This window comes from Novosphingobium sp., assembly GCF_037133355.1.
Taxonomy (GTDB): Bacteria; Pseudomonadota; Alphaproteobacteria; order Sphingomonadales; family Sphingomonadaceae; genus Novosphingobium.
Genome location: NZ_JBAXOI010000012.1, coordinates 120005 through 144719, shown reverse-complemented (window position 1 = coordinate 144719; position 24715 = coordinate 120005). Strand labels below are relative to the sequence as shown.

The window sequence follows — 24715 nt, the reverse complement described above, 5'->3', positions numbered from 1 at the left end:
GCGGCGTAATGTTTAACCGCCCGCCCACACACGGAAATCCTGACAGTCCCCGACCTTGCGGTTGCTGAAATCGGAATTCAGGGTTCCAGCACATCTCAGCCCAACCCTATTCGCGTGACCTCGCTGCCAAAGCCCTGTTCGTCCAACTTGTTGGCCGACAATCAAAACGAGATCGCTGCACTTGTAACGCTTTTGGTCTCAACCAATATCGGCTTCCCCACAACAGGAGGCATCCGATGCCAAGCAAGCCCAATCGCTCAAGCGAACATGATATTGCCTTTGCGGCAATGAAGTATTTGGCGACCACCCCTACCAGAAGCGCAACGACGGCTGAGGTCAAACAGCATGTCCCGAACTTTATCACACTGACAGTCGATGACCGAGAGGCCTCCGAGACCCGACCAAACGAAGAAGTATGGCAGCAGGTTGTCGGAAACATCGTCAGTCACAGAAACGACTCGCCAGATAATTTTATTAATCGTGGCCTAATTTCTTATGATGCAGGAGTGTGGTTTCTCACGCCCTCAGGAGAGACGTACCTAAAGAAGCGCAATACTTAGGTGTAGAGCGCCTTGTATCCAGGCTTAAACCACTTGAGCTCTGTCCCGCTTGTCGCGTCCTTATCCCAAACAAACCAAGCGTAGGCGGTCGTCCCAGTGCCCTTCTGGACGGCTCCAGCTGGGTAGAATGTAATCCTCTCACTAAAGACCCAAACCCGCGACGGCGGCGCATCGGTGAAGATCGTGCGCTGCCGGTTCGCTCCCTCCAAGAACGCCAGCCGCAGCAGCAGAGCGAACTTCTTGCCAGCTCTCTCCAAGCCGGCCTGCACAAATCCCTCAGCCGCATTGTATGGCGGGTTCGTGATAATGTTGGGCGCTCTTCGCCAGCTGTCTAAAAAATCGTGATCGCCCTCGCCGTATCCCCGATTAATCAAGTCAGAACTTATGACCGCATTACCGGTCAGCTCAAGCACCTTAGACATCGCGCCGTCACCGCAAGCACTCTCCCATACATCACCAACGAACTCTTCGTTGTCTATCAAGGCGTGAGTTGCCCATGCAGGGGTAGGAAAAAAGTCAGGGCCGTCGAGATCGGCGAACCGCTTGACTGTCGGCTTGAACCCACCGTTGAGATGATATGTTGCATCCATAAAAATAATCTATCAGAATCAGGAAGTTAGTCAAGTTGACCTAAGTGACTCTAGGGACTCGATTTTTTGGATTAAGTTACCACTTTCGGACTACGGCGACCCTTTGCCAAAGCCCCGAGCCATCACATCCAACGCCAACCCATCTGTCTCAGTACGCTCGCTACCTCAAGTACCGCCAACAGACCCCGCGCCCTTACCCCGCCACCGCTGCCCTTCGACAAGCTCTGGCGAGCGGCCTCTCTCCCTGTTTGTGCTTTGCAAAAATGGGGAGGATCGGGGGTGATGCGGCGGGTTGGCGGGTGGGGTGTTGGTGGCTCTGGATTCCCGCCTGCGCGGGAATGACGAAGGCCGAGGGGTTTGCCGCGCCGAGGCGTTTGCCGCTCTGGATTGCTTCGCTCCGCTCGCAATGACGAGGGTGGGGGAATGACGAGGGGTGGATGAACGGCGAAGGCTTGGGTTCGGGCCGGGAAAGGTATTGGGATGCAAGGGCTGTGGCCCTTGCCCGCCGGAGGCTTTTTTCTTTCAGGCGTTGCGCTTGCGGCGCAACACCACCTCCAACCCCCTCCTCTGAAGAGGAGGGGGTTGGAGGTGGTGCTGCATTCAGGCGCCCCATAGAAATTCCGCTTGCTACCCCAGCACCGAAAAGCTGCTCGCGCGGTTGATGGGGCGCAGGCGGGAGAAGGCTTCGAGGCCTACGTCGCGGCCGGCCACGGGCAGGTGGAAGCGCAAGGGGGCGGTGTCGTGGTCGGCGCCGTTCATCACGCTTTCGATCAGGTGGCCCATCAGCTGGCCGACGAGCGGCGCGTTCTTGAACTGGTTGCCGCTGGTGCCGATGGCGGTGAAATAGCCGGTGATATCGCTGCGGTCGTAGACGGGGATCCAGTCCTCGCTGACGTCGTAGAGCGCGGCGAAGCCGGTGGCGGTGTTGGGAATGCCGAGGTCTGGAAAGCGCAAGGCGGCGCGCCAGACCTGGTTGGTCCATTGCTCGGTGAGGCTGGTCTCGTAGTCTTCGCTGTCGAGGTATTCGAGGTGGTCGCAGGCCGGTTCGAGCGAGCCGATCAGGAGGTGGTCGGATTGTTCCGGGCGCATGTAGATGCCGCAGTCCGCATCGGTGAGGACGAAGCGCAGGCCCGGGCCTTGCGGCGTCTGCGGCATGCGGACGTGGGCCACTTCCTGCCGCAGCGGGCGGGTGACGATCTGGTCTGGTTGGCGCGGGCCGGCGAGGTCGTTCACCCAGCGAGAGGCGGGGCCGGCGGCGTTGATCACGATGGGCGCGTGGATCAGGCCGCCTTTCTCGCAGGTCAGGCCGGTGATCTCGCCGGAGGACTGGTGGATGGCGAGCACCGTGTCGTTGAAGCGGAACTGCCCGCCGGCGCGCTCCACGGCCCCTGCGATCTGCGCGGTGGCCAGTTGGGGATCGCTGATATAGCCGCCCGTCGGGCAGAACATCGCGCCGGTGATGGGCTCGCCGGCGGTTTCGCCAAAGCGGGGATCATCGATCCGGCGCGCCGGGCTGAATTGGCGCAGGTCCGCGCCGGGGAGCCATTCGGGAAGCTCGGCTGGCCCCACATCGGTGAACGGAACGCCAACCTCGCGCATGATGGCGCGCGTGCCTGCGAGCTGGCGGTTGTCCGCCGCCTCGAGGACGAGGCAGCCGCATTCGTTGTAGTGCAGCGCCGTATCCGGGCGGTAACCGAGATAGTCAGTCCAGTTCTGCCAGGCGAAGTGCGCTTCATAGGCGAGCGCGGTGCCGTCGATCGTCGAATAGTAGGGCCGGATGATCGCGGCGGACCAGGATGTGGAGCCGTGCCCCGGTGCGGGGCCGCGATCGACGTTGAGGGTGCTGAGGCCCCGCCGCGCGAGATCGAGCGCGATGGCGCAGCCGATGACGCCGGCACCGATGACAACCGCGTCATACGCACTTTTTTCGGACATTTCAGACTGAGCCCTTCGTCATGAGATATCTATGGGGATCCTTGGTTGAGCAGCTACAGCCAGAAGCGCTGCGTGCCATCGAGATTCACGGTGACGCTTTGCTGAATCCCCAAACTCACCCTTGATCGCAAAGCGTGCTTCAGGGGGGATTGTGCCCGCAGCGGATCAGGCCTGCAATGGCATCTGGCGACCCGCTCACCATCGGCATGGTGCGAGGGATCGCGCGCTTGGGGCATTTCGCCATTGCCCTACCAAGGCCCGCAGACCGGACAAGGGGCGGATCACCCTCTCCCGGTTCGGGGAGAGGGTTTGAAGATTTGGAACGTCACCCCGGGCGGGGTTGCGGGTTCAGCGGATGCTCAGGCCACGATCAGGAAATCGCTGAAGGCCAGCGCCGGCATCCCGGTGAACACGGCCACCTGAACCGCAGCGGCCGAGCCGGTGCCGTCAGCGTCGTACCGCAGCACGCCGGTGGTGGTGTTGTAGATGAAGCGGTCGGTCGCATCGTGCGCCGCGTTGACTCCAGCGCCGGACCAGAATGCGTCGACGCTCATGGCCCCCGTCGCGGCAAAGCCGGTGAACGCCGCGCGGCTGATCGACAGCACATCGCTCGCCGAGGTGAAGTCCTGCACCGTGTCGAGATTGGTTGACGCATTGGGCGCGGTGTCGAACACGAAGGTGTCTGCCCCGGCGCCGCCGTTCAGCGTGTCGTTGCCATTGCCGCCGGTCAGCCGGTCGTTGCCAATGCCGCCCTGCAACGTGTCGTTGCCCAGCCCGCCGATCAGCGTATCGTTGCCGCTGTTGCCCGTGATCAGGTTGGCCAGCGTATTGCCGGTTCCGGTGTGGGCCGCGCTGTCGGTGAAGGTCAGGTTCTCTACATTGGCGCCGAGCGTATAGCTCGCGAGCACGGTCTGCACCGAGTCGGTGCCCTCGCCCGCCGCCTCGGTGACCACATCGCCGGCCGCGTCGACAACGAAGATGTCGTTGCCCTGCCCGCCGAGCATGGTGTCAATGCCTGCACCGCCGTTCAGGGTATCGTTGCCACCAAGGCCCGTCAGCGTGTTCGCGGCCGAATTGCCAGTCAGCGAATTGGCATCGCCGTTGCCCGTGCCGTTGACTGCGGCCGTGCCGGTCAGCGTGAGATTTTCCACGTTTGCCGCCAAGGTCCAGCTGATCGCGGAGGAGACCGCGTCGGTACCCTCGCCGGCCAGCTCGGTCACCACGTCGCCGGCCGCATCGACGACGTAGATGTCGTTGCCCAGGCCGCCGATCATGGTGTCATTGCCCAGCCAGCCGTTCAGCGTATCGTTACCGCCCAGGCCCGTCAGCGTGTTGGCGCCCGAATTGCCGGTGATCACGTTGGCATCGCCATTGCCGGTGCCGTTCAGCGCCGCCGAGCCCGACAGGGTCAGCTTCTCGACATTGGCCGAGAGCGTCCAGCTGACCGAGGCGGTGACAAGATCGGTGCCCTCGCCCGCCGCTTCGGTCACCACATCGCCAGCCGCATCGACGACATAGCTGTCGTCACCCAGCCCGCCGACCAGAGTGTCGTTCCCCGCGCCGCCGTTCAGCGTGTCGTTGCCGCTGTTGCCGGTGATCACGTTGGCCAGCGTATTGCCGGTGCCGGTGTGCGCCGCGCTGTCGGTGAAAGTCAGGTTCTCGACGTTGGCGGCGAGCGTGTAGCTCGAGAGCGAGGTCTGCACCGTATCGGTACCCTCGCTCGCCGCTTCGGTCACCACGTCGCCGGCTGCATCAACGATATAGAGGTCATTGCCCTGCCCGCCGACCATTGTGTCGTTTCCGGCGCCGCCGTTCAGAGTGTCCGTGCCTGCGCCCCCTTTCAGCGTATCGGCCTGCGCCGAGCCCGTCAGCGCGGCCGCGCCGCCGGTGTTGGTCACGGTGAAGCCCGTGCTGCCGCCGGCGAGACTGAGATCGACTGCGAAGCCTGCGGTCAAGATATTGACGATGCCGTCGTTGATGGTCGCGGCAGTCGCGGCCCAGGCCGCGACGACGGTCGCATTGGCAGTGGCGCCAGGGCCGACGCTCAACACATCCTTGCCAAGGCCGAGATCGGTGATCGAGTCGATGTCATCGTTGACGATGAACGTATCGTCGCCCGTGCCGCCGGTCAGCGTATCGTTGCCCCAGCCGCCGTCGAGCTGGTCGTTGGCCGCACCGCCGTCGAGCGTGTCGATACCGTCTTCGCCGAACAGGCTGTCCTCGCCATTGCCGCCGTAGAGCGCATCGTTCCCGCCACGCCCGTAGAGGAAGTCGATGCCGTCGAAGCCGTAGATGATGTCATCACCGTTGGCCGTGACCAGGTAATTGTTAGCGGCATCGCCATTCAAGATTGTCATTTGCGTGCGGTCCCGTTGCTTTTCGTAACGAGGCCTTAGCTTTCAGGCCCTTTCCGTCGGCTAACGAACCGGGTTAATCTCACCCTACCGACAAATTGCCGCAAACTGCCGACCAACGGCGCGCGAGCACGCGAAAAGGCGCGAAAAACCTCGCGCCTTTTGCGATGAGACTGCGGTGAAACTTTGGAGAATGCGGGGCGAGCCCTCTGCCCTGTCCGTCAACGGATTCGGAATGGACGGGGCAGAGGGCTGGCCTCCGATCAGTGGAAGATGTCGGTCCAGAGCATCCACTTGCCGTCCACCAGCTTGTAGACAACGACGGCGGTGACGTTGGCGTGGACCGAGTTGGCGCCCTTGGTGTCGTATTCGACGCGCGAGATTTCGCGGATGTAGGTGGGGGAGAGGCGCTCGGTATCGAGCACGGTCAGCTTGAGGTTGGTGATCGCGGTCGCAGCGCCGGTCCACCATGCAGTGATGTCCGCACCCTTGTAGAGCTTGTTGTCGCTGGGGAGCATCGTCGCATCGGCCGCATACATTGCGCCGACGGCAACGGTGTCGCCCTTGTTGAAAGCCGCGGCGAGCGCGTCGTCAGCCGCCTGGATCATCGCGTTGTCGTTGGCGAGTGCGGGTGTTGCCGAAAAGGCGAGTGTGGCCGCAGCCAGAAGCATCTTGCGCATTGTGTAAGCCCCCTTGGGAATGGTCCCCGGGGGCGGAGGCTATGGGGCTTTGGCGGGCAGGTCAAATGCGGTGCAACGTGCGGCCCTTTTGGGCGGGCGACGGGTGCGGCGCTTCGACAAGCGCAGCACGAGCGGTTCAATCGGTTGGAAAACCAACCCCGCTCATCCTGAGCCTGTCGAAGGATGTTGGCCGCTACGCCGTGATCAGAACTTCAGCGCGCGCACCGTGCGCACGCCGAGGACAGAGCGGGCTTCGGCGAGTACGGCCTCGGTGACGGGGCTATCGACCGAGAGCAGCAGCACCGCCTCACCGCCAGCCTCGCGGCGGCCGAGGTGGAAGGTGCCGATGTTGATCCCGGCCTTGCCGAGCAGCGTGCCGATCGAGCCGATGAAGCCCGGCGCGTCGGTGTTGACGATGTAGAGCATGTCGCCGGCAAGGTCCGCCTCGATGCCGATGCCGAAGATTTCGACAAGGCGCGGATCGCCGTTGCCGAAGAGCGTGCCCGCGACCGAGCGATCGCCCTGCGCCGTGCCGACGGTGACGCGCACCAGCGTGTGGTAGATGCCCTCACGGTCATGCCGCACTTCGCGCACATCGAGCCCGCGCTCCTTGGCGAGGAAGGGCGCGTTGACCATGTTCACGGTCTGCGAATACTGCTTCATCAGCCCCGCCAGCACCGCGCCGGTGATCGGCTTCTGGTTGAGCTGCGCGGCGGCGCCTTCCACTTCGATGGCGATCTTGGTGAGGTTGTCATGCGCCAGCTGGCCCACCAGGCTGCCGAGACGTTCGGCGAGCGCCATGTAGGGCTTGAGCTTGGGCGCTTCCTCGGCCGAGAGCGAGGGCATGTTGAGCGCGTTGGTAACGCCGCCGGTGGTGAGGAACTCGCCCATCTGCTCAGCCACCTGCAGCGCCACGTTGACTTGCGCTTCGGTGGTGCTCGCCCCGAGGTGCGGGGTGCAGATGAAGTTCGGCGTGCCGAACAGCGGCGATTCCTTGGCGGGCTCGGTCTCGAACACGTCAAGCGCGGCGCCGGCAACGTGGCCCGCATCCATCAGGTCCTTGAGCGCGGCTTCATCGATAAGGCCGCCGCGCGCGCAGTTGATGATACGCACGCCCTTCTTGGTCTTGCCGAGGTTTTCGCGGCTGAGGATGTTCTTCGTTTCGCTGGTGAGCGGGGTGTGCAGCGTGATGAAGTCTGCCTTGGCGAGCAGCGTATCGAGATCGGCCTTTTCGACGCCCATCTCGATGGCGCGCTCGGGAGTGAGGAAGGGATCGTAGGCAACGACCTTCATCTTGAGGCCAAGCGCACGGCTCGCGACGATGGAGCCGATATTGCCCGCGCCGATCAGGCCGAGCGTCTTGCCGGTGACTTCAACGCCCATGAAGCCGTTCTTGGGCCACAGGCCCTGCTGGGTCTGCGCGTTGGCTTCCGGAATCTGGCGGGCGAGCGCGAACATCAGGGCGATGGCGTGTTCGGCGGTGGTGATCGAGTTGCCGAACGGGGTGTTCATCACCACCACGCCCTTGGTGGAGGCATAGGGGATATCGACGTTGTCGACGCCGATGCCGGCGCGGCCGATGACCTTGAGATTGGTCGCGGCATCGAGGATCGCCTTGGTCACCGTGGTCGAGGAGCGGATGGCGAGGCCATCGTACTCGCCGATGCGGGCGATGAGTTGTTCGGGGGTTTCGCCGGTGATGACGTCCACGTCGCAGCCGCTTTCGGCGAAGATGCGCGCGGCATTGGGGTCCATCTTGTCGGAAATCAGTACGCGGGGCTTAGTCATGATTTTCTCCCTCTCCCCTTCAGGGGAGAGGGCCGGGGAGAGGGGAACTTGTCTCGTCCGGCCCTGTGGTTGGATGAGGATTTGAGAGGTGGCGTGCTTGCCCCTCTCCCAACCCTCTCCCCTGAAGGGGAGAGGGCTATTTAAGGTCAGGCGGCCTGATGCACTTCAGCCCAGGCCCAATCGAGCCAGGGGCCAAGATCGGCGATATCGGCCGCATCCACGGTGGCGCCGCACCAGATGCGCAGGCCCGGAGGGGCGTCGCGGTAACCGGCGATATCGTAGGCCGCGCCCGCCTTTTCGAGCAGACCGGCGAAGGCCTTGATAAGGGCTTCGTCCGCGCCTTCGACAGTGAGGCAGACCGAGGTCATCGAGCGCGAGGCGGGATCGGCGGCGAGGTGGCCGAGCCAATCGCGCTCCTGCACAAGGGCATCGAGCGCGGCGGCGTTGGCGGCGCAGCGGGCCTTGAGGCCTTCGAGGCCGCCGACGGACTTGGCCCATTCGAGCGCGAAGATCGAGTCTTCCACCGCGAGCATCGAGGGGGTGTTGATCGTCTCGCCCTTGAACACGCCCTCGGTGAGCTTGCCCTTGGAAACGAGGCGGAACACCTTGGGGAGCGGCCATGCCGGGGTGTAGGTTTCGAGACGTTCGACCGCGCGGGGGCTGAGGATGATCACGCCGTGGCCGCCTTCGCCGCCCAGCACCTTCTGCCACGAGAAGGTGGCAACATCGATCTTGTCCCACGGAATGTCGTAGGCGAAGACGGCGCTCGTCGCGTCGGCGAAGGACAGGCCTTCACGGTCGTCGGGGATCCAGTCACCGTTCGGGACGCGCACGCCCGAGGTGGTGCCGTTCCAGGTGAAGAGGACGTCGGTCGACCAGTCGACCGCTGCGAGATCGGGGATCGCGCCATAATCGGCGCGCATGACCGTGGGATCGATTTTCAGCTGCTTGACTGCATCGGTGACCCATCCCTCACCAAAGCTTTCCCATGCCAGCGTCGTCACCGGGCGTGCGCCCAGCATCGTCCACATCGCCATTTCGAAGGCGCCGGTGTCAGAACCAGGCACGATGCCGATGCGGTGCGTATCGGGCAGGCCGAGCACTTCGCGCATCAGGTCGATGCAGAGCTGCAGACGCGTCTTGCCGATCTTCGAGCGATGCGAACGCCCGAGCACTTCGGTGGCGAGTTTGGCGGGATCGTATCCGGGCGGCTTGGCGCAGGGGCCGGACGAGAAGTGAGGGCGCGCGGGTTTGCGCGCCGGCATTTGTGCAGTCATGTAGTCTCTCCTTGCAGAGAGCACGCGCGGCGTTGGGACCGCGTGGCCCGGGGACGCTCATAGGGCCAAGGGCGATCCTGTCAACCTGCGTGAGCGGGCGCAGCATTTCCGCAGACCGCCCTAACCCGATCTTTACCACGGTGGTGCAGGCTGCTTGACAATGGTTCGGCCCCTTGCCCTCGCGCTCGCGTCAGTCCTGCCGGTGCTGCTCACCGGCTGTGTCGGCGCGCCTCAGCCGGCGCCGCGGCCACTGCGCACCGCGGCAAGCTGGACGCCGCCATCTGCGCCCGAAGGCCGGATGTGCCTCACCAACCTCAGCCAGACTTACGCCAGTTTCACACCTCTGCCGGATCAGTACTACGGCGCGGGATGTTCGGCGGTGGGGGCGGTCAAGCTCGCCTCGCTGCGCAGCGATGCGGGGATGCTGCAGCTTTCGAACCTCGGCCCCGTCACCTGCCCGCTTGCCAGCACGCTATCGGGCTGGGCGCGCTTTGGCGTGGACCGGGCGGCGCAGCAGATTCTGGGCAGCCCGCTGGTGCGGATCGAGACCATGGGCAGCTATTCGTGCCGCAACATAGCGGGCACGAATCGCCTCTCAGCCCACGCCAGCGCCAATGCAGTGGATGTGAGCGGCTTCGTGCTGGCGGACGGGCGGCGCATCACCGTGCTGCGCGACTGGAACAGCGACAGCCCGCAAGTGCGCGCGTTTCTGGGCACGGTGCGGGCGAGCGCCTGCAAGCGTTTCGGGACGGTATTGAGCCCGCAGTACAACGCGGCGCATCGCGATCACATCCACCTTGAGGTGGGGGGCGGAAGGCCGTTCTGCGCCTGAACCGGCGCGGCCGACCGGCTTGCCGGGCGGAAGTCCGGAATGGTTCGCCGGAATGGTTCGATTGGCTTCCCAGCCGCGCCCCGGGCCGCTACCCTTGGCGTGATGGCACTCCCACTGCTCGCGCTGGCTCTTGCGGCAACCGCCCCGCCCGGCACGCCCGCGACCGCAGCGCCGGACGAAAAGCCGCCAGCCGCTGCCGTGCCGGACAAGCCCAGCGTTTCCGTGACCCAAGGCGAATTGCCTGACACCCCCCAGATCAAGCGCAAGCGCGTGGTGATCTCGGGCGACAACCTTGATCTGTCGGGCGCCGGGACGCTCGATTTCACAGGGGATGCCGCACCGGTCGTCGCAGCACAATTGCCCGACGAGCCGGTCACCGAAGGTTCGGGCGTGATCGTGTTCAACAATGCCGGGCGGGCCATCGCCTGCGACGGCGAATCAGGCGGCTCCGCGCGGAAGGCCGAGGAAGCGCTGTGCAAGCAGATCATCACGCGGGCGCGGTTCCGCCGCCATGAAACCTATGTGGTCATGACCGATGTTGCGCGGTTGGGCTTCACCATGCGCATGCAGCAGGTCCTGGCGCCGCGCCGCCCGATCGTGATCGGCCCGGGCGGCCGCGACTACCCGGTCACCGTGGTGGCGACAGGCGGCGCGGGCATGCCGGGGTGTTCGATCCTCGGCAATCCGTTCAGCGAGGCCGACAGACAGGCGATCTGCGCCGCGTGGATCAGGGCAAAGCGGCCCGGCCTGCCCGGAACCGCGCGCAAGGCAGCGGCGGCCGGGCCGCGCAAGAGCGCCGCCGCGCAGGCGCCCAAACGCGGGGCCATGGCGCAGTTCTCGGTCCCGCTGGGCAAGAAGGCGTGGACGGTGACCGTGCGCGAGCGGCCGCTGTGGCGGGATGTTGACCTTGTCTACCCCTATGCCCCGACCCACCTGCTCACCATGATCCGGGAAGGCGAGGGGTTACTCAAGTCGTCGATCGACAATTTCGACTATCCAATGCTCGCCCTGCGGGAAAGCATGGCCGGCAAAGTTTCAGCCCTCGTCGGCTTCGTGCGCGACGGTTCGGTCTGGACCTGCCGCCTGCTCACATCCTCCGGCAACGCGTACCTCGACAACGCAACCTGCGACGTGATCACGCGGCGGGTGCGCTTTGAATTCAATGCCAATGTGCCCAAGTTCATGGACCAGCGCTACTACGTCGTCTCGGTGCGCTGGATCCTTCCGCTCGAAACGGAGTGATGCCGCGGCGGGCACGGTGTGATCACGGGTCGGGAATGATCCAGCGGATCGGCACTTCCTTGTAACGCAGCCCATCGAATGGTGGGGCCGACGCGGCGAAATCGAACCGGGTCTTGCCGACCAGAACGGCGCAGGACACATTTGCGAGATAGCTGGAGTTGGTAGACCGGACAGGGCGGCACGACCGCGCCTTGCCGGTCCGGTCGAAGCCGAGCAGCACCGCAACCTCGCCCCCCATATCCGCGCGCAGCGCCTCGACGGGGTAGTCCATCATGCCGACGGTCGAAGAAATCTGGCCATCGGCCGCGCCCAGAACCTGCTCTGGTTGCGGGGGGGCGAAGTCGAAGACAATGGACGTGTCCGCGTCTTGAATGCCCTGCCGGACCCACACGTTATAAGGCCCGGCGCCGGGGGCCAGCGCGATACGAAGCTTGGCGCCCTTGACCGCCCCGCTCCCGCGCAAGCGCGGGCGGCCGGCCTTGGCAAACGCGGCGCAGACGGCAGCCTTGTCGCCAAGGCGCATGAAGGGCTCCGCCACGGTGCATTCGCCGCGCGTCTGCAATACGGTGACCAGCTTGCCGGCTGGCGCAGCGACAAACCGGACGGGCCTTCGCGGAACCGGAGACCTGCCGGCGACGATGCGCAGCGCGATTGTCCCGCCCGCCATGGCCGGCGCATACCAATCGGGCACATCGAACTTGCCGGTGCGCACAATCGCCTCGCACAGCGCCGCGCCTGCCTTTGCCGGCGCGGCAGGCGTACCGTTGGCAACGTCGCAACCCGTGACCGCACCGGCCGGATCCACGGCAACCGCGACAGTCGCCGGATAGCGCTCAAGCGCGGTGCCCAAAGCCACGAGCGCGGAATTGGGTATGGCATATGTGAGCTGTCCCAGCCCGGTCAGATCAACCGACATGCCCGCTTTGTGGACAGGAGACGGAGGCGGCGGAGGCAGCGGCATGGGAGCTGATTGCCCCATGGCCGCGCTGGCCGGGAGCAGCGCGGGGAGCAAAAGCGCGCCGGCAATCCGCCTGTGCCGCATTTTCGCAAACATCACGATTCTCCCGCTGCCTCGCCAGTATCCAGCGCGGCGGTGAATTGTAAACGGCGGCGCTGGGGAAGAGGGGGTGTGAGGCCTGGGATGCCTGAAACCGGGAGGAGTATGGTCTGGAAGCCCAAACCTCAGGGACAAACCCCTAAAGCCTGACCTCTTCCACGGGATCACCGCGCTCGAACTCCCACGTCATCACCATGTTCAACACATCTTCAAATTGCTCGTCTGGATGAGAGGAGGTGCAGAGAAAGCGTGTCTCGTCGCTGCCGTCACCGACAACGATCTCGTCGATGATATCTTCAATTCGCGCACAGCCGGGCCCTACCACAGCCACAAGCGACACTCCGTCATTTAGACACGCTTCGACAAAGCCATCGAGCAGGGCTTCATCCGATACAGGAACGTGCAGAATGAGCTTGCGGGCGAGCGGCATCGCCGGACCGTAGATGGTCGGATGCGCGCTTGCCACCTACCTCGGACATCCGCCATTCTTAAGCGCAAGACCTGCCTGGTAGCATTCAAACCCGGCCTTGCCTGCACCGCAGCTACCCCTCCACCACGCCCTGCGGGAGCGGTCCCCCCCCATTTGCCTTTGGTGAAACGGAGAGGCTCAGGCCGCGACATCCCCCAGCCCGGTCGCCTCGATGCGCAGGCGCACGGCTTCGGCGGCGTGGCGCGCGCCGAGTTTGCCCATCATTTTCATGCGGTGGATTTCCACGGTGCGCGGGCTGATTTCGAGATCGCGGGCGATGGCCTTGTTGCTGCAGCCTTCCGCCAACCGGTCGAGCACTTCGCGCTCGCGCATCGAGAGGCGGGCGATGCGCTGGCGCGCTTCTGCCGCGCGGGCGCGCTGGAGGCGCTGGGCGTCGGCTTCGCGGGCAGAGCGGGCTACCGCTTCGTTCAGTGCGGCGATCTGTTCGGGCACGGTGAGATAGTCGAGCGCCCCGGCCTTGATCGCGGAGACGACCGCCGTGATCGTGGGCGCTTCGGCTATCGCGATCACCGGCAGCCATTGCCCGGCGCGCATCATGGCCGCGACGAGAGCGGATATCCCCTCCCCCACCGGCTCATCCTGCGCGAGGACGAGACCGCCGGCCGGGGCATGGCTCAGCAACTCGTCTGCGTGGGCATAGATTTCCGCATGATGCCCTGCGGCAAAGGCGAGACGGGCGAGCTGCGCGCGGCGGGCAGAGTCGCTGTCCAGGACGTGGAGGGTGACGCGTTCGATCATGGGTTAACCAAACCACGCAACCGCGTCATCACGCCAACGAGGTTAGTTTCGTTCTGAACCCACAAGCACGGCCTTCACGCTCTCCAAGTCCAATTACCTAAGGGAATTATACTCGGGAATGGACTCAATAACTCGCATTGCCGCTAAGTAGCGCTCCTTCGGTGCACCTCACAGTGTTAACCTATTTGGATAGGTAATTTCACGTATGGAAGGCAGGCATGTGCCGCAACTTGCCTTTGGGCAAGCGGGGCTCCCTGCAGACCCGCGTCAGGCCGCCGGGCGGGGGGCCGGATCCTCGAAGCTGTAGTTCGGGAGCGAGTAGAACGCCGAGCGCAGCGCCTCGCCCCAGCTTGAGGAAATCAGCTTGAAGAAAGGATCTTCGGCGCTGATGCGCTTGTGGTGCAGCGGCTCGAACTTGTCGCGCTCGATCACCATGAGATCGAAGGGCAGGCCAACCGAGAGATTGGCGGCCAGCGTCGAATCGAACGAGACCATGAGCAGCTTGACCGCGTCCTCGAAGCTCATCGTCTTGTCGTAGCCGCGCACCAGAATCGGGCGGCCGTACTTGGTCTCGCCGATCTGGAAGAAGGGCGTGTCGAACGAGGCTTCGATGAAATTGCCTTCTGGATAGATAAGGAAGAGGCGCGGCTCCATGTCCCTGATCTGCCCGGCCACGATCATCGAGGCGGTGAAGCGCGGCCCTTCGCCCTGCATGCCAGCATCCTGCCGCCCCTCGATCACATCACGCAGCATGCGGCCAACGATGGTCGCGATCTGGAACATGGTCGGCGCTTCCATGATGGAAGGGCGCCGCTCACCGGGCGCCTTGGTGCGCTCCTCGATCTGGCTGATCACGGCCTGCGTGGTGGCGAGATTGCCCGCGGTCATGATCGAGATGATCCGCTCGCCCGGCTCGGACCAGGTGAACATCTTGCGGAACACCGAAATGTTGTCGACGCCCGAATTGGTGCGGGTGTCGCTCATCAGCACGAGGCCTTTGTCGAGCACCATCCCCACGCAATACGTCATCAGCCCTGCCCCTTCGCCTGCCCCGGAATCGCGTGCGCGGTCACTGTTCCACACGCTGCTGGGAGACGGCAAGCTTCACGTGCAACGTTTCGTCATGAAGGCCGTAGCGGATGCCGGTAATGGGGGCGGCATCGCGGTAGTCGCGCCCCGTGGCGACGCGCACGTAATGCGGATCGGGCGAGATGCCGTTGGACACATCAAAGCCCACCCAGCCGAGCCCTTCGACCATGGCCTCGGCCCATGCGTGGCCCGCGTCCTGCTCGATTCGATCGGTCATCATCAGGTAGCCGCTGACATAGCGCGCCGGAATGCCGAGCGCGCGCGCCGCCGCGATGAACACGTGGGCATGATCCTGGCAGACCCCGCGCGCGGCGGCGAGGACGCCTTCGGCATTCGTTGCGGTATCGGTATGGCCCGAGGCATATTCGACCGCGCCGCGCACGAGGGCGGAAAGCGCATGGAGCTTCTCCAGCGTGCTCTGCTTGCCGCTGATGCTGGACAGGAGCGCGCGCACGCGCGGGCCGGCGGCGGTAAGCTCGGTCGGTTGGCGGAAATGCCAGAGCGGCAGATAGCCCGAATGCTGGCCGACGATGCCCGCCTTGTCGTTGGTATCGACCACGCCCTCGCAGCGGATCGTCACCTCGCTCACCCCCGGCTCGAAGGCGATGAGGGTGACGTGGTTGGCGTTCTCGTCATCGTACTCGACCTCGCGCCGCGCGCCTTCGAGGCCGATCGACCAGCTGGCGATCGACTGGCCCGCGCTGGTCTTGGGCGTCAGGCGCAGCCGCTGCAGCCCGCGCGTGACCGGGGCGGAGAAGGTGTAGTGCGTGGTGTGGTCGACCCAAAGCCGCAAGCGCTGGCTCCCCTTTAATCGATGAAGCGGTAGTCGTGCTGGATCTGGTTCGCGAGCCGGGTGTTGCGGCTGATGAACTGGGCGATGAATTCGTGCAGACCCTGTTCGAAGATCGTGTCGATCGTCAGGTTCTGAAGATCGCAGTCGGCCTCTTGCAGGATGGCGTGAGCGGACGTTTCCGCGCCGTATTCGCGCGCGAGGTGCGCAAGATTGGAGCGCAGCTTCCCGTAGCAGAAGGCAAGACTGCGCGGGAAGCGGCTGTCGAGAATGAGGAACTCGGCAATGCCGCGCGCTTCCATGCGGCCCGCATTGAGCCAGCGATAGGCGCGCTCTCCGGCGAGGCTGCGCAGCACGTTTTCCCACTGCACGTTGTCGAGGCTGGAGCCGACGTAGGAAATCGAGGGCAGCAGCACATAGTACTTCACATCGAGAATGCGCGCGGTGTTGTCCGCCCGTTCGATGAAGCTGCCGATGCGCGCGAAATTGTAGATCTCGTTGCGCAGCATGGTGCCTTCCATCGCGCCGCGCACCTGGGTGGACTGGCGGCGGATGGTATCGATCACCGCGCCGAGGCGGGTCTCGGTGACGGGGCGTGCAAGCAGCTCGCGCATGCGCAGCCAGCTGTCGTTGACCGATTCCCAAACCTCGCGCGTGATCCCGGCGCGGACCATGCGGGCATTGGTGCGGGCAAGCTCGCACATAGCGAGAACGTGGCCGGGGTTGTCGCGGTCGCGCAGGATGAAGTTGATCACGTTGGCCCCGGCATAGTCGGAGCCGAACTTGGCCTCGTAGAGCGAACGCAGGCCAAGCGTGACAATGACCGACCGCCATTCGTCGCTCGCATCGCGCGCATCACGCGTAAGCGCCATGCGGAAACCCGCCTCGATCAGGCGCGCGGTGTTCTCCGCCCGCTCAAGGTTGCGGAACAGCCAGAAGATGCCGTTGGCGGAGCGGCCTAGCATGAGAAGACCTTGGGCATCAGTCGTCCAACACCCAGCTGTCCTTGGTGCCGCCGCCTTGCGACGAGTTCACCACGAGCGAGCCCTTCTTGAGCGCGACGCGGGTGAGGCCGCCGGGGGTGATGTCGATCCCGCCGGGGGAGACAAGCACGAAGGGTCGAAGATCGACGTGGCGCGGGGTGAGCCCGGCGCGGCCGAGGATCGGGACGGTGGACAGCGACAGCGTGGGCTGCGCGATATAGTTGTGCGGCCGGGCGGCGAGCTTGGCGGCGAAGGCGGCGATTTCCTTCTTCGTCGAGGTTGGCCCGATCAGCATGCCGTAGCCACCCGAACCGTGGACTTCCTTGACGACGAGTTCCGACAAGTGCTCGAGCACATACTTCAGCGCGTCCGGCTCCGAACAGCGCCAGGTCGGCACATTGGGCAGGATCGGCTTCTCGCCGGTGTAGAACTCGACGATTTCCGGCATGAACGAATAGATCGCCTTGTCATCGGCGATGCCGGTACCCGGCGCATTGGCGATGGTGATGCCGCCGGCGCGGTAGACATCCATGATGCCCGAAACGCCGAGCACCGAATCCTTGTTGAACGTCAGCGGATCGAGGAATTCATCGTCGACCCGGCGGTACAACACGTCGATCGGCGTGTAGCCGCGCGTGGTGCGCATGGCGATGCGGCCGTTCTCGATCCTGAGATCGCTGCCCTCGACGAGTTCGGCGCCCATCTGGTCCGCAAGGAACGCGTGCTCGAAATAAGCCGAATTGTAGATGCCCGGGGTGAGTACCGCGACGACCGGCTGGTGCCCGCGCGCGGCGGGCGGCAGGCAGGCGGCCAGGCTGCGGGCGAGGCGGCGGGGATAGTCCGAAACCTCGCGCACGCGGACCCGCGTGAACAGTTCCGGGAACATCGCCATCATCGTCTCGCGGTTCTCCAGCATGTAGGAGACGCCGCTGGGGGTGCGCGCATTGTCTTCGAGCACCATGAACTCGTCCTCGCCGGTGCGGACGAGATCGATGCCGACGATGTGGGTGTAGACCCCGCCCGGCGGCGTGAAGCCGACCATCTGCGGCAGGAACGCGGGATTCTTTTCGAGCAGCCGGGCGGGCAGGCGGCCCGAGCGTACGATTTCCTGCCGGTGGTAAAGATCATGCAGGAACGCATTGAGCGCCCGCACGCGCTGTTCGATCCCGCGCGAAAGGCGGCGCCACTGGTGCGCGGTGATGATGCGCGGCACCATGTCGAACGGGATCAGCCGCTCCTCGGCATCCTCGCTGCCGTAGACGTTGAACGTGATGCCGGTGCGGCGGAAGAAAGCCTCGGCCTCAGTGCCCTTGCGGCGCAGGAGATCGGCGGGCTGATTGGCATACCATTCGCTGTAGCCGCTATAGGCCGGGCGCACCGAGCCATCGGCGGCAAACATCTCGTCATAGGACGAGGGAGAGGCGTTGGTCATGCGATCATCCCGATGAACGCAACGCTTGCACAGCGCGCGGCCTTTGCCAAGCGCCGTGCTGCATGTGCGAGACAAATTTGTAACCGGATTGCCCGGGAAGCAGCCGCCACGCTTCGCGCTTGCCATGCCCGCGCCAAGGTGACACGTTTAATCAAACAACTAAAATCGGGAGAGATTGCGATGGGCCAGATCCATCACCGCACCTGCCACATCTGCGAGGCCAATTGCGGCGTGCTGGTGGAAGTGGAGGGGCGGCGCGTCCTGTCGATCAAGGGCGATCCCGACAATCCCCTCTCGCGCGGGCACATCTGCCCCAAGGCGACCGCGCTGGAAGACCTGCAGAACGATCCCGACCGCCTGCGCGCCCCGCAAAAGCGCGTGGGTGAGGACTGGCAGGCAATTTCGTGGGAGCAGGCCTTTGCCGAGATCGGCGAGCGCACCCGCGCCATTCTGGCGCGCGATCCCGCGAGCACCGCAACCTACATCGGCAATCCCAACGCGCATTCCTATGGCAACGCGCTCAATGCCCAGCACCTGACCAAGGCGCTCGGCACAAAGAACCAGTTTTCCGCGAGCACGGTGGACCAGATGCCGCACCAGGTGGCGAACCTGATGCTCTATGGGCATGCCAGCATGTTCGGCATTCCGGACATCGATCGCACCGAGACGCTGATCATCATCGGCGGCAATCCGATGGCCTCGAACGGCTCGGTCTGGACCGTGCCCGATTTCCGGAACCGCGCGCGGGCGCTGAAAGCGCGCGGCGGCCAGCTGGTGGTGATCGACCCGCGCCGCACCGAGACCGCCAGGATCGCCGACCGGCACTTGTTCATCCATCCCGCAAGCGACGTGTTTCTGCTGATCGCGCTGCTCAAGGCCGTCATGTCGCGCCGCCCCCACCAGCCGGTGCAGGATTTCGTCACCGGACTGGACGAGGTCGCCGCCCTGCTCGCGCACTTCGACGATGCGGCGTGCAGCGCGGCCTCTGGCGTGGCGGCGGAGGACATTGCCTGGCTCGCCGAGCGGCTGACCACCGGCCCCGCCGCGCTCTATGGCCGGCTGGGCATCGCGACGCAGCGGCACGGCACGCTGAACGCCTGGCTAATCGCGCTGATCAATATCGCGGCGGGCCAGCTCGACCGTGAGGGCGGCACGGTGTTCCCGATCCCCGCGCTCGATACGCTGGCGATGCTGCCGCGCGGATCGCTCGGCAAGTTCACCTCGCGCGTGTCGGGCCACAAATCGGTGCTGGGCGAATTTCCCGCCGCCGCGCTGGCGGAAGAGATCGAGACGCCGGGCGAAGGGCAGATCAAGGCGCTGTTCGTGGTGGCGGGCAATCCCGTGCTCTCGACGCCCAACGGCCCCCGCCTCGACAAGGCGCTGGAGGGCCTTGAACTGATGGTCTCGGTCGACATGTACCGCAACGCCACCAGCCGCCGCGCGCACTATATCCTGCCGCCGACGGGCCCGCTGGAGCGCGACCACTACGGCCTGTTCCTGCTGCCGATGGCGGTGCGCAACGTGGCGGTCTATTCACCGCCCACGCTGGAGCGCGAGGACCCTGCCGCCTTGCACGACTGGGAGATCCTGCGCGGCCTCGCCAGCGCGATCAGCGGCCAGCCGGTGCAGGCGCCGACCCCGCGCGAAGCGCTGGATGGCCTGCTGCAGGGCGGGCCCTATGGCGTATCGCTCAAGCAAGTGGAGGCTGCGCCATCAGGCCTCGATTTCGGGCCACCCAAGACAGGCGTTCTGCCCGAGCGGCTGCGCAGCGACGAACCGACCGTGGCCTGCGCCGTGCCCGCCTTCATGGACGCGCTGGCCGCGCTTCAGGTGCCGGAAGCGGCCCCGGCGCGCGCGGGTACGCTGACGCTGATCGGGCGGCGGCATTTGCGCACCAACAATTCCTGGCTCGCCAACAGCCACCGGCTGACCAAGGGGCCGAACCGCTGCACCCTGATGATCCACCCGGCAGATGCCGCCCCGCTGGGGCTGGAAGACGGCGCGCCGGCCACGGTGCGTTCGGCCTCGGGAACAATCACCCTGCCCGCCGAAGTGACCGAGGACATGATGCCCGGCACCGTCTCGATCCCGCACGGCTGGGGGCATGATCTGCCCGGCATGACGATGCAGGTGGCACGCGCCCGCGCCGGAGTGAACGCCAATGCACTGACGGAATCAGATGCGCTGGACCCGCTATCGGGCAACGCGGCGCTTTCGGGCGTGGCGGTGGAAGTGGTGGCCGCCTAGCGCGGGGCTTGCGGCTTGGCCTCTTCGGTGCCGTTGCAGGCGCCGTTGTGCTTGGCGGCAAGTTCCATGCTCATCGACATGGACTTGCCTTCCGCGCCCTTGCCATTGATCGACATGGTCATCTGGTAGGTCTCGGGGGTGTAGCTGCCCGCCATCGTCATGGTCTGCACACCCTGCTCGGCCTTGCAGGTCATCTTCGCATCGATCTTGCCGCCACCCATGCTGAAGCTGTCATACTTGCAGCGCTCGTCGGCCTGTCCGAAGAACTTGGCATCGGGCTTTTCGGCCTCCTCCTTGGTGAGGCAGGTGGCGAAGGTGCGGTCCTTGCCCATGACCTTGCCCATCAACGCCTGCGCTTCGGGCGGCATGCCCTCCATCTCGAGCTTGACGAACTTCACCGTCGATTCCCACCGGCCCGGATTGAACTTGAGCCCGGCATCGGAAACCTTCTTGGCCACGCCCGATACGCTCTCGTTGGTAGCGGTGACGGTCTTCTCGTTGCCACACCCGGCCAGCGCCAGAGCGGCGGAGAGGGCTAAAGCTGTGGCGATCTGGGGCAGAATCGGCTGGCGCATGGGGCTGGGTCCTCTCGGCGTTGTCTGCATGGGCTAACACCCGCTGCGCCGATTTCCAATGAGGCGCATCACACCCTTGTGCCGATTGCATGGACGCGCTTTGTTCCCCATATTCGCCACATGGCCGAACTCGTTATCCGCAGGGGCTTGGAAGAGCCCGATACCTCCGCCAATTTCGTGCCGCACAAGCCGGCGCGGCCCGAGAAATCGGAAGGTGGGAGGCCGTTCAAGGTCGTCTCCGAATACCAGCCGGCGGGCGACCAGCCGACCGCGATTGCCGATCTTGTAGCGGCGACGCAGGACGGCGAGGTAACACAGGTGCTGCTCGGCGTGACGGGCTCGGGCAAGACCTTCACCATGGCCAAGGTGATCGAGGAACTGCAGCGCCCCGCGCTGATCCTCGCGCCCAACAAGATCCTCGCCGCGCAGCTCTATGGCGAGATGAAGAGCTTCTTTCCGGAGAACGCGGTCGAGTATTTCGTCTCCTACTACGACTACTACCAACCCGAAGCCTACGTTCCCCGGTCGGACACCTACATCGAGAAGGAAAGCTCGGTGAACGAGGCGATCGACCGGATGCGCCATTCCGCCACGCGGGCGCTGCTGGAGCGGGATGACGTAATCATCGTCGCCTCGGTCTCGTGCCTCTACGGCATCGGCTCGGTCGAGACCTATTCGGCGATGATCTTCGACCTGAAGGTGGGTGAGAGCGTCGACAGCGGCGAGATCATCCGCAAGCTGGTGGCCTTGCAATACAAGCGCAATGACGCCGCCTTCCAGCGCGGCAATTTCCGCGTGCGGGGCGACAATCTCGAAATCTACCCCTCGCACTACGAAGACATGGCCTGGCGCGTCTCGTTCTTCGGCGATGAGATCGAGGCCATCAGCGAGTTCGATCCGCTGACCGGCAAGGCGGGGACGAAGCTTTCCAAAGTGCGCGTCTACGCCAATTCGCACTACGTGACGCCGGGGCCGACGATGAAGCAGGCGGCGGATGCGATCCGTTTCGAGCTGACCGAGCGGCTCAAGGAACTGGAAGCGGAAGGCAAGCTGCTGGAAGCGCAGCGGCTGGAACAGCGCACCAATTTCGATCTTGAGATGATCCACGCCACCGGCAGTTGCGCCGGGATCGAGAACTATTCGCGCTTTCTGACGGGCCGGATGCCGGGCGAGCCGCCGCCAACGCTGTTCGAATATCTCCCCGACAACGCGCTGCTGTTCGTCGATGAAAGCCACCAGACCGTGCCGCAGATCGGCGCGATGTCGAAAGGCGATCACCGCCGCAAGATCACGCTGGCGGAATACGGCTTCCGCCTGCCGAGCTGCATCGACAACCGCCCCCTTCGCTTCAACGAGTGGGACGCCATGCGGCCGCAGACCGTGGCCGTCTCGGCGACGCCGGGACACTGGGAAATGGAGCAGGCGGGCGGCGTGTTTGCCGAACAGGTGATCCGCCCCACCGGCCTGATCGATCCGCCGGTGGAAATCCGCCCGGTCGAGGACCAGGTGCAGGACTGCATCGCCGAATGCCGCAAGACCGCGCAGGCCGGCTACCGCACACTCGTCACCACGCTGACCAAGCGCATGGCCGAGGACCTCACCGAATTCATGCACGAGGCCGGCCTGCGCGTGCGCTACATGCATTCTGACGTCGAGACCCTGGAGCGCATCGAGCTGATCCGGGACCTCAGGCTAGGGGTCTATGACGTGCTCGTCGGCATCAACCTGCTGCGCGAGGGGCTCGATATTCCCGAATGCGGGCTGGTCTGCATTCTGGACGCGGACAAGGAAGGCTTCCTGCGCAGCGAAACCTCGCTGATCCAGACGATCGGGCGCGCGGCGCGCAACGTCGATGGGCGGGTAATCCTCTATGCCGACCGGATGACCGGCAGCATGGAACGCGCCATCGCCGAGACCGACCGCCGCCGCGAAAAGCAGCGCGCCTACAATGAACTCCACGGCATCACGCCTGAATCGATCAAGCGCGACATCCACGACATCGTGGCGGACACCGCGAGCCGCGACGGGGTGCTGGTGGAGATCGAGGCGGAAGGCGGGGCCAACAACCTCGTCGGCCACAACCTGCGCGCCTATATCGAGGAACTCGAAAAGAAGATGCGCGCGGCCGCGGCCGATCTGGAATTCGAGGAAGCCGGGCGGCTGCGCGACGAGATCCGCCGGCTGGAAGCAGACGAACTGGGTCTGCCCGATGGCGAGAAGAAGGCGCCGCTGGTGGGCCGCAGCAACGAGGGCAAGCCGGGGACGCGCAAGACACGTTTTGGGAAAACGCAACGGAAATGGGGGAAGTGATGTTTGCTGATTCTGGCCAAATCTGCTAGCAGATTGTCGTCATAGGGATCAGCAAATGGCTACCGCAACCGCACGCAATGTCGATGACAAGGACTATGCCGCGCTCACCGCGATGGCAGCCGCAAACGGGCGTTCCATCTCCGAGGAACTGCGCGCGCTGATCGCCGAGGCGGCGCGGCGTCGGCGGCTTGAGGAATTGATGGCCCAGATGCGCGAAATTCGCGAACGCAATCCTTTCCGGATGCCTGACGGCAAGACCTCGCTGGACCTGCTGCGCGAAGAGCGGGATAGCTGGTGATCGTTTTCGATGCCAGTCTGGCACTGAAGTGGTACCTTGATGAGCCGGGATCGCAGGCTGCGGAGAGCGCGCTTGCCCAGCATGGCGGCCAGATCATCGTGCCGGATGTATTTGTTCTCGAAGTGACCGGTGCTCTTGTCCGGCAGGCGAACATGAGCAAGGCGATCCGCGGCGACATGGAAACTGCGCTGTCCGGGTTTCTGGCCCTGATCGACGAGCAAGTTATCTCCATGGACGAGACCGGCACCGCCGCCATGGTCCGGGCCGCCGGGCTCGCGCTCGATCTCGGCCATCCGCTCAAGGATTGCATCTATCTTGCGTTGGCGATGAAAATGGGCTGCGAGCTTTTGACCAGTGACCGCCGGTTTGCCGCCAAGGCGGTCGCGGCCTGGCCGAAAGTTCGTGTGCTTGAAGGATGACGATGTGACTGCGCGTGCTGTGCCTGCCCTGCTTCTGTTGCTGCTTGCCGCATGCTCTCCTTCGTCCGCCTCGACCGAGCAGGCCGACGGCCCGCTCGATGCTGTGCGCGTGGCGATGCCCGATGATGCCGCGCCGCCGCCCGCCGCACACCCCGATGGCGCGCAAGGCGCCTGGGTCGCAGCGCCCGACGGCAGTTTCGCCCGCTTCGGCTATTCCGGCGAGGCGCCGCTGATCAGCCTTGAATGCCGCAATGGCGCGCTGGTGGTGACGCGCAATGTTGCCGCGCCGGTCGGCGCGCAGGCACTCTTCGCGCTGCAGGGAAGTGGCTGGATCCTGCGCCTGCCCGTCGATGCGACCGCGGTTCCGGGGCAGCGCGGCTATGTCTGGCAGGGGACGATTGCCGCCGACGACCGGCGCCTCGCGCTGTTCAAGGCCAGGTTCGCCGGAACACTGCCCGGCGGCGGCCATATCGAAGTGCCCGCCAGCGATGCCCCCCGCGCGCTGATCAAGCGCTGCGCAGGCGGTTAGAGCTTGCCGAACCTGGCCTCGTAGGCCGCCGTATCGCCGCCCGACAGGAGGCGGGCCTGCTCGATCCAGTTGTCGCGCGTGGCGCGGCCGGCGAAGGCGCCAAGCTGGGCGTCGATCCGCGCAACGTCTTCCTCGGTCCACGCGGCGATCTGGGCATAGCGGGTGACGCCGAGCGCCGCGAGCGCGGTGCGGATCTTCGGGCCAAGGCCCTTGATGCGGGTGAGATCGTCGCCATCGTCAGCAGCCGGCACCGGCGCCTCGGCAAGCACTGGCGGGGGGACAATCGCGGCGGCGGGGGGCGCGTCGATCAGCGCCGCGTTGCGCTGTGCGGGGGCGGCACCTTCGGACAGGACATCGCGATATTCGCGCTTCGGAGGCAGCGGCTTGCCCCGGCGCAGAAGCAGCACGAGCGCCAGCACGAGCAGCGCCGCAATGGCGCCAACCACAACCGCATTTGCCTGAATCCATTCCATCGTTGCCTACCCTTGGCCTTGGCTGAA

General features: G+C 64.9%; 23 protein-coding genes. 8 read left to right on the top strand and 15 right to left on the bottom strand.

Features of this window, described 5'->3' with window-relative positions:
• Positions 1-236: 236 nt before the first annotated feature.
• Positions 237-560 (top strand): hypothetical protein, encoded by a 324-nt coding sequence (locus WCL10_RS13370; RefSeq protein WP_336896153.1) that lies wholly within the window; start codon positions 237-239, stop codon positions 558-560.
• Here the strand turns inward: WCL10_RS13370 and WCL10_RS13365 are convergent.
• The 6 genes from WCL10_RS13365 to WCL10_RS13340 form a co-directional block, all read right to left on the bottom strand.
• Positions 557-1150: a hypothetical protein gene (locus WCL10_RS13365; protein WP_336896152.1), complete on the bottom strand. Its 594-nt coding sequence runs from the start codon at positions 1148-1150 to the stop codon at positions 557-559. The two genes, WCL10_RS13370 and WCL10_RS13365, sit on opposite strands and share 4 nt — an antisense overlap.
• Before the next feature lie 627 nt (positions 1151-1777).
• Positions 1778-3085: an FAD-dependent oxidoreductase gene (locus WCL10_RS13360; RefSeq protein ID WP_336896151.1), complete on the bottom strand. Its 1308-nt coding sequence runs from the start codon at positions 3083-3085 to the stop codon at positions 1778-1780.
• Positions 3086-3444: 359 nt separating this feature from the next.
• Complete coding sequence (locus WCL10_RS13355) at positions 3445-5442, bottom strand: hypothetical protein (protein ID WP_336896150.1); 1998 nt, start codon at positions 5440-5442, stop codon at positions 3445-3447.
• Between the two features lie 260 nt (positions 5443-5702).
• On the bottom strand, positions 5703-6119 hold the full coding sequence (locus tag WCL10_RS13350) for a nuclear transport factor 2 family protein (RefSeq protein ID WP_336896149.1): 417 nt from the start codon (positions 6117-6119) through the stop codon (positions 5703-5705).
• A gap of 204 nt (positions 6120-6323) precedes the next feature.
• Positions 6324-7907 (bottom strand): phosphoglycerate dehydrogenase, encoded by a 1584-nt coding sequence (serA, locus tag WCL10_RS13345; RefSeq protein ID WP_336896147.1) that lies wholly within the window; start codon positions 7905-7907, stop codon positions 6324-6326.
• Positions 7908-8053: 146 nt separating this feature from the next.
• The gene (locus tag WCL10_RS13340; RefSeq protein ID WP_336896146.1) at positions 8054-9184 is read right to left on the bottom strand and encodes a phosphoserine transaminase; all 1131 of its coding nucleotides are present in this window, start codon (positions 9182-9184) and stop codon (positions 8054-8056) included.
• Positions 9185-9344: 160 nt separating this feature from the next.
• Between WCL10_RS13340 and WCL10_RS13335 the strand changes: the two genes are divergently transcribed.
• Both WCL10_RS13335 and WCL10_RS13330 read left to right on the top strand, forming a co-directional pair.
• Complete coding sequence (locus tag WCL10_RS13335; RefSeq protein ID WP_336896145.1) at positions 9345-10016, top strand: extensin family protein; 672 nt, start codon at positions 9345-9347, stop codon at positions 10014-10016.
• Positions 10017-10118: 102 nt separating this feature from the next.
• Positions 10119-11258 (top strand): energy transducer TonB, encoded by a 1140-nt coding sequence (locus WCL10_RS13330; RefSeq protein ID WP_336896144.1) that lies wholly within the window; start codon positions 10119-10121, stop codon positions 11256-11258.
• A gap of 22 nt (positions 11259-11280) precedes the next feature.
• On the opposite strand, the gene WCL10_RS13325 is transcribed toward WCL10_RS13330, so the two are convergent.
• From WCL10_RS13325 to WCL10_RS13295, 7 genes are all read right to left on the bottom strand, one after another.
• On the bottom strand, positions 11281-12174 hold the full coding sequence (locus WCL10_RS13325; RefSeq protein WP_336896142.1) for a hypothetical protein: 894 nt from the start codon (positions 12172-12174) through the stop codon (positions 11281-11283).
• Between the two features lie 280 nt (positions 12175-12454).
• Positions 12455-12781, bottom strand: coding sequence for a hypothetical protein (locus WCL10_RS13320; RefSeq protein WP_336896141.1), 327 nt, complete (start codon positions 12779-12781; stop codon positions 12455-12457).
• A 141-nt stretch (positions 12782-12922) separates the two neighbouring features.
• Positions 12923-13543 carry a LuxR C-terminal-related transcriptional regulator gene (locus tag WCL10_RS13315; RefSeq protein WP_336896140.1) on the bottom strand — a complete coding sequence of 207 codons (621 nt, stop codon included), beginning with the start codon at positions 13541-13543 and terminating at the stop codon, positions 12923-12925.
• A gap of 267 nt (positions 13544-13810) precedes the next feature.
• Positions 13811-14572: a proteasome-type protease gene (locus WCL10_RS13310; protein ID WP_336896139.1), complete on the bottom strand. Its 762-nt coding sequence runs from the start codon at positions 14570-14572 to the stop codon at positions 13811-13813.
• A gap of 40 nt (positions 14573-14612) precedes the next feature.
• On the bottom strand, positions 14613-15425 hold the full coding sequence (locus WCL10_RS13305; RefSeq protein ID WP_336896138.1) for a transglutaminase family protein: 813 nt from the start codon (positions 15423-15425) through the stop codon (positions 14613-14615).
• 14 nt (positions 15426-15439) lie between these two features.
• Positions 15440-16387 carry an alpha-E domain-containing protein gene (locus tag WCL10_RS13300; RefSeq protein WP_336896137.1) on the bottom strand — a complete coding sequence of 316 codons (948 nt, stop codon included), beginning with the start codon at positions 16385-16387 and terminating at the stop codon, positions 15440-15442.
• A 16-nt stretch (positions 16388-16403) separates the two neighbouring features.
• Complete coding sequence (locus WCL10_RS13295; RefSeq protein WP_336896136.1) at positions 16404-17837, bottom strand: circularly permuted type 2 ATP-grasp protein; 1434 nt, start codon at positions 17835-17837, stop codon at positions 16404-16406.
• 180 nt (positions 17838-18017) lie between these two features.
• On the opposite strand from WCL10_RS13295, the gene WCL10_RS13290 reads away from it, so the two are divergent.
• Positions 18018-20084, top strand: coding sequence for a molybdopterin oxidoreductase family protein (locus tag WCL10_RS13290; RefSeq protein ID WP_336896135.1), 2067 nt, complete (start codon positions 18018-18020; stop codon positions 20082-20084).
• Here WCL10_RS13290 and WCL10_RS13285 read toward each other — a convergent pair.
• Positions 20081-20659, bottom strand: coding sequence for a DUF3617 domain-containing protein (locus WCL10_RS13285; RefSeq protein ID WP_336896134.1), 579 nt, complete (start codon positions 20657-20659; stop codon positions 20081-20083). The genes WCL10_RS13290 and WCL10_RS13285 overlap by 4 nt on opposite strands.
• Before the next feature lie 120 nt (positions 20660-20779).
• Here WCL10_RS13285 and uvrB point away from each other — a divergent pair, with 120 nt between their 5' ends.
• Genes uvrB through WCL10_RS13265 form a run of 4 tightly spaced genes read left to right on the top strand, consistent with a single transcriptional unit; the run spans position 20780 to position 24215 of the window.
• Positions 20780-22969 carry an excinuclease ABC subunit UvrB gene (uvrB, locus tag WCL10_RS13280; RefSeq protein ID WP_336896133.1) on the top strand — a complete coding sequence of 730 codons (2190 nt, stop codon included), beginning with the start codon at positions 20780-20782 and terminating at the stop codon, positions 22967-22969.
• A gap of 55 nt (positions 22970-23024) precedes the next feature.
• Positions 23025-23267: a ribbon-helix-helix protein, CopG family gene (locus tag WCL10_RS13275; protein ID WP_336896132.1), complete on the top strand. Its 243-nt coding sequence runs from the start codon at positions 23025-23027 to the stop codon at positions 23265-23267.
• Positions 23264-23686 (top strand): type II toxin-antitoxin system VapC family toxin, encoded by a 423-nt coding sequence (locus WCL10_RS13270; RefSeq protein WP_336896131.1) that lies wholly within the window; start codon positions 23264-23266, stop codon positions 23684-23686. Before WCL10_RS13275 ends, WCL10_RS13270 begins: the two co-directional genes overlap by 4 nt.
• A gap of 4 nt (positions 23687-23690) precedes the next feature.
• Positions 23691-24215 (top strand): hypothetical protein, encoded by a 525-nt coding sequence (locus WCL10_RS13265; protein ID WP_336896130.1) that lies wholly within the window; start codon positions 23691-23693, stop codon positions 24213-24215.
• Here WCL10_RS13265 and WCL10_RS13260 read toward each other — a convergent pair.
• Entirely contained in the window at positions 24212-24688 is a 477-nt protein-coding gene (locus tag WCL10_RS13260; protein WP_336896129.1) for a hypothetical protein, read from the bottom strand. The two genes, WCL10_RS13265 and WCL10_RS13260, sit on opposite strands and share 4 nt — an antisense overlap.
• Between the last annotated feature and the right edge of the window lie 27 nt (positions 24689-24715).